This is a genomic window from Streptococcus sp. 79 (genome assembly GCF_013277425.1).
Lineage (GTDB): Bacteria > Bacillota > Bacilli > Lactobacillales > Streptococcaceae > Streptococcus > Streptococcus pseudopneumoniae.
Genome location: NZ_VMMW01000077.1, coordinates 1 through 7,585 on the forward strand (window position 1 = coordinate 1; position 7,585 = coordinate 7,585).

General features: G+C 34.5%; 7 protein-coding genes and 2 pseudogenes. 4 read left to right on the top strand and 5 right to left on the bottom strand.

The features are described 5' to 3' along the window. Nucleotides 1-200: pseudogene (locus HT729_RS11785) on the top strand (ISNCY family transposase); the annotation flags it as partial. 200 nt (nt 201-400) lie between these two features. Here the strand turns inward: HT729_RS11785 and rlmD are convergent. Further along, nucleotides 401-1,756: a 23S rRNA (uracil(1939)-C(5))-methyltransferase RlmD gene (gene rlmD, locus HT729_RS09435; RefSeq protein WP_001049497.1), complete on the bottom strand. Its 1,356-nt coding sequence runs from the start codon at nt 1,754-1,756 to the stop codon at nt 401-403. A 56-nt stretch (nt 1,757-1,812) separates the two neighbouring features. Between rlmD and HT729_RS09440 the strand changes: the two genes are divergently transcribed. The 3 genes from HT729_RS09440 (at nt 1,813) to HT729_RS09450 (ending at nt 3,997) form a co-directional block, all read left to right on the top strand. Then, nucleotides 1,813-2,589, top strand: coding sequence for an aminoglycoside 3'-phosphotransferase (locus HT729_RS09440; RefSeq protein WP_138704793.1), 777 nt, complete (start codon nt 1,813-1,815; stop codon nt 2,587-2,589). A 9-nt stretch (nt 2,590-2,598) separates the two neighbouring features. Beyond that, the gene (recX, locus tag HT729_RS09445) at nt 2,599-3,375 is read left to right on the top strand and encodes a recombination regulator RecX (RefSeq protein WP_000705109.1); all 777 of its coding nucleotides are present in this window, start codon (nt 2,599-2,601) and stop codon (nt 3,373-3,375) included. Between the two features lie 88 nt (nt 3,376-3,463). Beyond that, nucleotides 3,464-3,997: a DUF402 domain-containing protein gene (locus HT729_RS09450; RefSeq protein WP_000775321.1), complete on the top strand. Its 534-nt coding sequence runs from the start codon at nt 3,464-3,466 to the stop codon at nt 3,995-3,997. A 346-nt stretch (nt 3,998-4,343) separates the two neighbouring features. Here HT729_RS09450 and HT729_RS09455 read toward each other — a convergent pair whose 3' ends face one another. The 4 genes and pseudogenes from HT729_RS09455 to HT729_RS09470 all read right to left on the bottom strand — a co-directional run. After that, nucleotides 4,344-5,201, bottom strand: coding sequence for an Rgg/GadR/MutR family transcriptional regulator (locus HT729_RS09455; RefSeq protein ID WP_000800707.1), 858 nt, complete (start codon nt 5,199-5,201; stop codon nt 4,344-4,346). A 12-nt stretch (nt 5,202-5,213) separates the two neighbouring features. Then, nucleotides 5,214-5,987, bottom strand: a complete 774-nt coding sequence (locus HT729_RS09460; RefSeq protein ID WP_138705302.1) for a class I SAM-dependent methyltransferase — start codon at nt 5,985-5,987, stop codon at nt 5,214-5,216. A gap of 446 nt (nt 5,988-6,433) precedes the next feature. Continuing rightward, nucleotides 6,434-7,189: pseudogene (locus HT729_RS09465) on the bottom strand (epoxyqueuosine reductase QueH). A 27-nt stretch (nt 7,190-7,216) separates the two neighbouring features. Next, on the bottom strand, nt 7,217-7,585 hold a 369-nt coding region (locus HT729_RS09470; protein WP_172931957.1), incomplete at its 5' end, for a transposase.

Consider the following 7,585-nt stretch of genomic DNA (forward strand, 5'->3'; position numbering starts at 1 on the left):
ACAAAGGAGCTACTAGTTCATGAACTCTATTCGAAAAACTTTGAATCAGAACCAGAACAAAAAAAGAAAGACGCAAGTATATCCCTCCACAAACCCATCCGTGGAAACTCACATCTTTCAAACAATATCTTCAGAAAAATAAAAAGGATTATGAAGAGTTTACTAGTGAGGAGCTTCATTCTCCTCAGCTACAAGTATAATCTATTTCTCGCTAAATGGGAAGCTGTTCCTTAAAGGAAATCACTCTATCCCTTACATTTAGGAGAGAGAAAGTAAGGAGTCTAAGACAAGCATTTCATTTGATAAGAGGCTTGGAGCTGTGAGGCTAATGAAAGCAAAATAATTGCCCTCAATCTCACCATTTTTTGGGGCATCATCACTTTCGATTGACACTACTTTTTTAAAATTTTTTAATTAATTTTACAACTGCTTCCGTTCGAGCTGTATGTGGGAACATATCGACCGACTGGATATAATGAAGATCATAGACTTCTACTAAGCGTACCAAATCACGAGCCAAGGTCGAAACATTACAAGAAATATAGACCATTTTTTCTGGTACATAAGTAAGAATAGTATCTAATAACTTATCATCCAGACCTGTACGTGGTGGGTCAACAATCAAAGCATCTGCTCGGTAGCCTTCCTTGTACCAACGAGGAATAATCTCTTCTGCCGTTCCAGCTTCATAATGAGTATTGTCAAATCCCATTCTTTTAGCATTTCGCTTGGCATCTTCAATAGCTTCTGGAATAATATCCATACCTCTGAGTGTTTTTACTTTCTTTGCAAAGGCAAAACCAATTGTTCCAACTCCACAATAAGCGTCAATCAAATGGTCTTCTTTACTAACATCCAGCGCTTTTACTGCCTCGCTATAAAGGACTTCTGTTTGTTCAGGATTTAGTTGATAGAAAGCTCGAGGGGATAGTGAAAATTCATAATCGAGTACACCTTCTTGAATACTCTCTTGCCCCCAGATAATCTCTGTCTTTTCACCATATATCTCACTGGTTTTAGCTGTATTTGTATTAACAGCTACTGTCACAACTTCTGGGAAATCTTTAACCAACTCTTTTACCAATTGGGTTAAATTAAGCTGGCGGTTTGTAACAATAATAATCTGAACCTGTCCGGTCTTTCTCGCGCGTCGGACCATAATAGTACGGACACCTAGAACTTTTCTCTCATCCGTGATTGGAATCTGGTGATAAGTAAGTAATTCTGCTAAGCGATTAGCAATCACTTGGGTTTCCTTATCTTGTACCAGGCAGTCTTTCAACTCTACTAAATAGTGAGAGTTTTGTGCATATAAGCCCGCCTTGACCTGATTCTTAAATTTTCGAGTCTGAAATTGTAACTTGGCTCGGTAATATTTTGGTTCCTGCATTCCAATAGTTGGACGAATTTCATAGTTTTCATATCCTGCAGGAGCAAATTTTTTCAGCGCTTGATGAAGCAAGTCCGTCTTGAACTCCAGCTGCTTATCATAATGCAGGTGCATGATTTGGCAGCCTCCGCACTCATTATAAATAGTACAAGCTGGCACAACGCGGAATTTAGACTTTTTGTTGACCTTTAATAATTTCGCTTCAACAAAGTTACGTTTAATAGAAGTAATCTGACAATAGATATCTTCGCCTTTGAGAGCACCGGGTACAAAGACTAATGTTTTTTGGTAAAAGCCGATTCCCTCACCATTAATTCCCATGCGCTTGATTTTTAATGGTATTTTTTGTTTTATTTTTAGATTCATAGGTCTATTATACCATGGAGTTTCTAAGATATTTAAGAATATGTTACAATAAAAGCATGAATTCAAAAACACCTCGCTTTAGTATACTAGATTTCCCTGAACAATTACGAAGCTATATCAAGGGAGCTAATCTCTCTGATAGTTCTTCTCATTCAAGTGCAACTGTCCTATATATAGATTCAGGTTACTATTTAAAAATAGATCAAAAAGGCAGATTAGCTCAAGAAGCTAAGATTGCAAATTGGTTCGAAACTGAAGGATTGGGAACTCCAGTGATTACCTATTTATCAGCAAAAAAGGACTTCCTTCTGACCAAAGAAGCCATTGGCAGAAATGCTCTCGATTTTTTAAATCAACCCGAAAAACTCTGTCAAACCCTAGCTCAAGCATTAAACAAACTTCACAGTCTTAAACCACAATCTTTTCCGTCGGAAAATCATCTGAAGCGTTATAAAGAAAAAGCCTTAAACAACTATCAGAAGGGGACTTTTTATAACAAGACTCTTCTGCCTCAATTTCATATTCACAGTCGTGAAGAAGCTTACCAACTAATACAAGAGAAAGGTCACCTTCTCAAAGCTGATGCTTTTATTCATGGAGATGCCTGCCTGCCAAATTTCATCTTGAAGGATGCCTCGCATTTTTCTTGCTTTATTGACTTGGGATTGGCTGGTTTTAGTGACCGACATATCGACCTCTTTTGGGCAATTTGGTCCCTTCATTACAACCTACAAGATGCTACGTATGCTGAATTATTTCTCGACTATTACGGTAGAGAATATGTAGATATGGATAAACTCCGACTTGTTGCAGCTTTCGAAGCATTTAGATGAAAGGAAATTATGAAAATCACAAAACTTGAAAAGAAAAAAAGACTCTATCTGATGGAGCTTGATAATGGCGACAAATGCTATATCACCGAAGACACAATTGTTCGTTTTATGTTATCGAGAGATAAGGTGATAAGCCAAGAGGAATTGAAAGAGATTCAGGACTTTGCTCAATTTTCTTATGGTAAGAATCTGGCTCTCTACCATTTATCCTTTAAAGCACGCACTGAAAAAGAGGTCAGAGAATATCTAAAAAAATACGATATTGATGAAAACATCGTTTCTCAAGTCATTGCTAATCTTAAAGAAGATAAGTGGATCAATGATAGCCAATACGCTTATGCTAGCATCAATGCTAATCAACTGTCAGGAGACAAGGGTCCTTATGTGCTGACTCAGAAACTAGCTCAAAAAGGGATTTCAAAATCTACTATAGAAGAGAACTTGAAAGAATTTGATTTTTCTGAAGTTGCTCAACGTGTAGCTAATAAACTATTGAAAAAATATGAGGGAAAACTTCCAGCTCGTGCCCTGCAAGATAAGATTATCCAGAGCTTGACTAACAAGGGCTTCTCTTATTCTGATGCTAAAATTGCCTTTGACGACTTAGATAGCCAAATTGACCAAGAAACGACTCAAGAACTCATCTTCAAGGAACTTGATAAGCAATATACTAAGTATGCTCGAAAGTATGAAGGATACGAACTGAAGCAGCGTTTAACTCAAGTTTTAGCACGAAAGGGCTACGATTTTTCGGATATAGCAAGCGCTCTTAGAGAATATCTTTAATATTTCCAAGTGAAATTCACAGATTTTAGGTAATTTTATGGTACAATAGTAAATGATAAACTTATAAATTGTAGAAAGTTGGTTAGTTATGAAGCTTCCAAAAGAAGGCGACTTTATTACAATTCAAAGTTATAAGCATGATGGGAGTCTCCACCGAACTTGGCGGGACACCATGGTACTAAAAACAACAGAAAACGCCATTATTGGTGTCAACGATCATACACTTGTTACCGAAAGTGATGGTCGTCGTTGGGTCACTCGAGAACCGGCTATTGTTTACTTTCACAAGAAATATTGGTTTAATATCATTGCCATGATTCGTGATAATGGAACTTCTTACTATTGCAATATGGCTAGCCCCTACTATCTGGATGAAGAAGCACTGAAGTATATTGATTACGATTTGGATGTTAAAATTTTTACAGATGGGGAAAAACGTCTCTTGGACGTTGAAGAGTACGAGCGTCACAAACGCAAAATGAATTATTCTGATGATTTGGACTATATTTTAAAAGAACATGTCAAAATTCTTGTTGATTGGATTAACAATGGACGTGGTCCTTTCTCAGAAGCCTATGTCAACATTTGGTACAAGCGCTATGTAGAACTAAAGAATCGGTAAAGTTGTCAAAGGTCAGGAACAAAATCCTGACCTTGTTTTTTTGGTAGTATAAAATAAATTGTGTAAAAACAAAAAGGAATAAATCCATTATAGCAGAGTTACAACACCTTACTAGAAAGAGATTTATGCAGAATTCGTAAAATATATAAAACAAATAGATATACTGTTATTTTTTAATGTCTTTATTCCTTGTAAGTTTACAACAAACTTATATCGTTTAATACAAAAAATACGAAAATGATTAGTATAAAAAATACAGGTCAACTTCGTATTTTTTTATTTCCACATAGCATCAATCATTTAGCACAACATTTTAAAAATAATATCTTTACAGAGAAAATGCTATTTAATCTACCAGCTCATTTAATCGTTTTTGAAAATATAAAGCAATACTTTTAGATTCAATAAACTCAAAATATTTTATGACATTGTTCATTTGTTTAATTCCAGATTCTTTAGATTCAGTCAGATATATTTTATATCCTTCTACAAATTTGAATGTAGATTTTTCAAAAACTTTTGTGTCATCTTTTAATAATTTTTTTAATTTCATTTCAAAGTAGTCTGCATATATTAGATGTGAATTTTCAAGGCAACAGAACCAAAAATTTAAACAAGCTGACACAACTAAATTTCTATTCTTGCCGATTTTTTCGTAATAATGTGTACGCTCTAGTATTTCTTTTCCGACCATGTAAATATAATCTATTTCAAAAAGATGATATAAATTACCAATCAGCGTTATCTCATAGGACTCCCATCGTTCCTTCTGGAATAAATAGTCATACACTAAATTTAGATCATCTCTACTAACTACATGATTACAATCTATCTGATTTAATAATCCCTGAACCATAATTGTATTTATTTTATGAGTTTTTTCCCCACTCTTCTCAAAAAGTTTTTGTTGCTCATTTTTTATTTCCTCCAATCCTTTAGTATTCAAACTATAAAAATTTGGAGATAAATTAACCAAAAAATCATCAAACTCCGATCTTTTATAATTTTCTAGGTAATTACAAAAATTCTCTATCGAAACATTGATATTTGATAATAATTCAAAAAACGTTGAAAGAGAAATTTCATTTTCTCCCCTTTCAAATCTAGAAAGTTGAGATTTTGATATAGAATCAGCTGCAGCATACTCTAAAGAATATCCGTTTAATTTTCTAAAATATCGAAAAGCTTCTCCGTAATTTTTCACACTTTCATTCCCTTAACTTTCTTTTCGAGCGATAAACATACCATATTCTTTAGGAATGATCAACATACCATTATTAAACTCAGTTTCCAATCTTTTACGTATTATTTCCTCTTCTAGTGAACCTATTTCTGAAATTCCTTTAAACGATTGGATGTATTTAACTAGGTCATCTATACTAGTTACCTGTAACTCATCATCATAGAGTAATGTATCGACAGAGTTAAAACACCTACTCAGGTACCTTTTACCATTTTGTAAAGTAAACGTTTTATTTTCTAAATCTTGATTAACCTCATCTTTAAATAAATTTGCCAAATAATTTACAACTCCATTTTCACCAAATGTAGCACAGTAAAAAATGCCTTCGGTTTTTAAGACCCTATTCACTTCAGATAGCGCTCTAGGAATATCATTCACATGATGTAGAAGCATATTAGCAATAACAATATCAAAGGTTTCATTCTCAAAAGAAATCTTTTGAATATCCATTATCTCATAGTTGATATTGTCTCTATTTCCAATCACTGACTTCGTTGATTTTACCATATCTTTAGAAAAATCTGTAACAATCAACTGCTTCATTTTATCTATAGAATCACTATTGCTTTTCCACAGTTCTCCTGTACCACATCCTAATTCTAGAACCTTTACTTCATCAGTGATTTGGTAGTTAGAAAATATCCAATTATTAAATCCCAATTTATTTTTTGAATACTTCTTATGCAATTCTACTCGAATATCAAGATTATCATGACTTTTATATTGTTCAATTACTTTATCAATCATTTTAAACGACCTCCACTCTATAATTTGACATTATATCACAAGAATAAAGATAGTGTTAAATAAGTTGTATAAATGCAAAAAAGGAATATTCCGTTATAGCAGAGTTGTAACACATTTCTATAAAGAAATTTATTCCTACGACTCAGTTTGGCATGCTTAACTTCCTAACTCAAAAACAAAGCATCGATTAATTTATCCGTTCTTCTTTTGAAACAGATTTGAACTGATAATTGCTCGTTTTAATTTAAGAAGCTCTTTTGAGCAAAACTTCATTTTTTTAAGAGTCCAACAATTTCTGTCTATCGCTTTTCTACTAGCAAAAAAAACTACCTTGAGGCAAGTTTTCATTTATATATCTAATTTCGTAATAGTATAGTAAAATGAAATAAGGACAGTCAAATCGATTTCTAACAATGTTTTAGAAGTAAAGGTGTACTATTCTAGTTTCAATCTACTATAAATTTGATATGAGAATAGTCTTTCTCAACATCCTTATCCAACAAGCATGCTGTGGCGTCCTTCTTAACTTGAACCAGGTCAATATTCTGGGCTTGGGCTGCATAGACGCAGCCACAATAATATTGACGATAGATGTCATACTCCTCACACATCTCTACTGAACGTTTGTAGCCTTGATTTTTCTTGAAATCGTTGGGAAGATAGTGGGTCGTGTAAATTTTTTGCACATCGATTCCGATGCTATTGATGGTTTGAGAATTCTTATGAGGACTGATGGTCAAGGCTGAACCAAAGTAGTCAAAGCCCAAGTCCATAGCCACTTGCGCTGTTTTATCCAGTCGGTAGTCAAAACAAACCTTGCAACGGTCGCCACCTTCAGGCTCTTCTTCCAGTCCTCTGACTAACTTACGTTATTCATTTGGTTCATAGGGAGCCTCTAGGTACTGAACCACATCTCCTGTCCTCTCATTGAAATCACTGACAAATTTCTTAGTAACATAGGCACGCTTATGGTATTCTGCCTTAGGATGGATATTAGAATTTGTAAAATAGATGGTCACATCTGCATACTTGGTCAAATATTCTAGGGTATAGGTACTGCAAGGGGCGCAGCAAACATGCATGAGAATGGTTGGCCGATGCTCATTTTTCTCTCATACTTGTACCATCTTCTGCATGACACGGTCATAATTAATCTTCTGATTGGGGTTCATCTTGCTCAGAATTTCTTCTACATCGATCATGTTATTCTCCTTTTTCTAGTCTTATACTCAATCATTTTCAAAAAGCAACCTTGTCCATTGTCTGCTGACAGTGGACTTTAAAACGCTTTTTTCCAGTCCTTGAATAACTTCTTGAAGCTTATTAATGACGGCTTCCAATGTTTGGAAAGCCTTATTTTTGAAACCTCGTTTTCGAATTTCTTTCCAGACTTGTTCAATAGGGTTCATTTCTGGTGTATAAGGTGGGATAAAAGCCAACTCAATATTACTTGGAATCTCTAAGGTACTTGATTTATTCCCTATAGCATTATCCATGACAAGTAACATATAGTCATCTGGATAAGCTTGTGTGACTTGCCGTAGAAATTCATTGGTCCACTCAGGATTGCATCCTCCAGCAATGAGGCAAAAGGAATC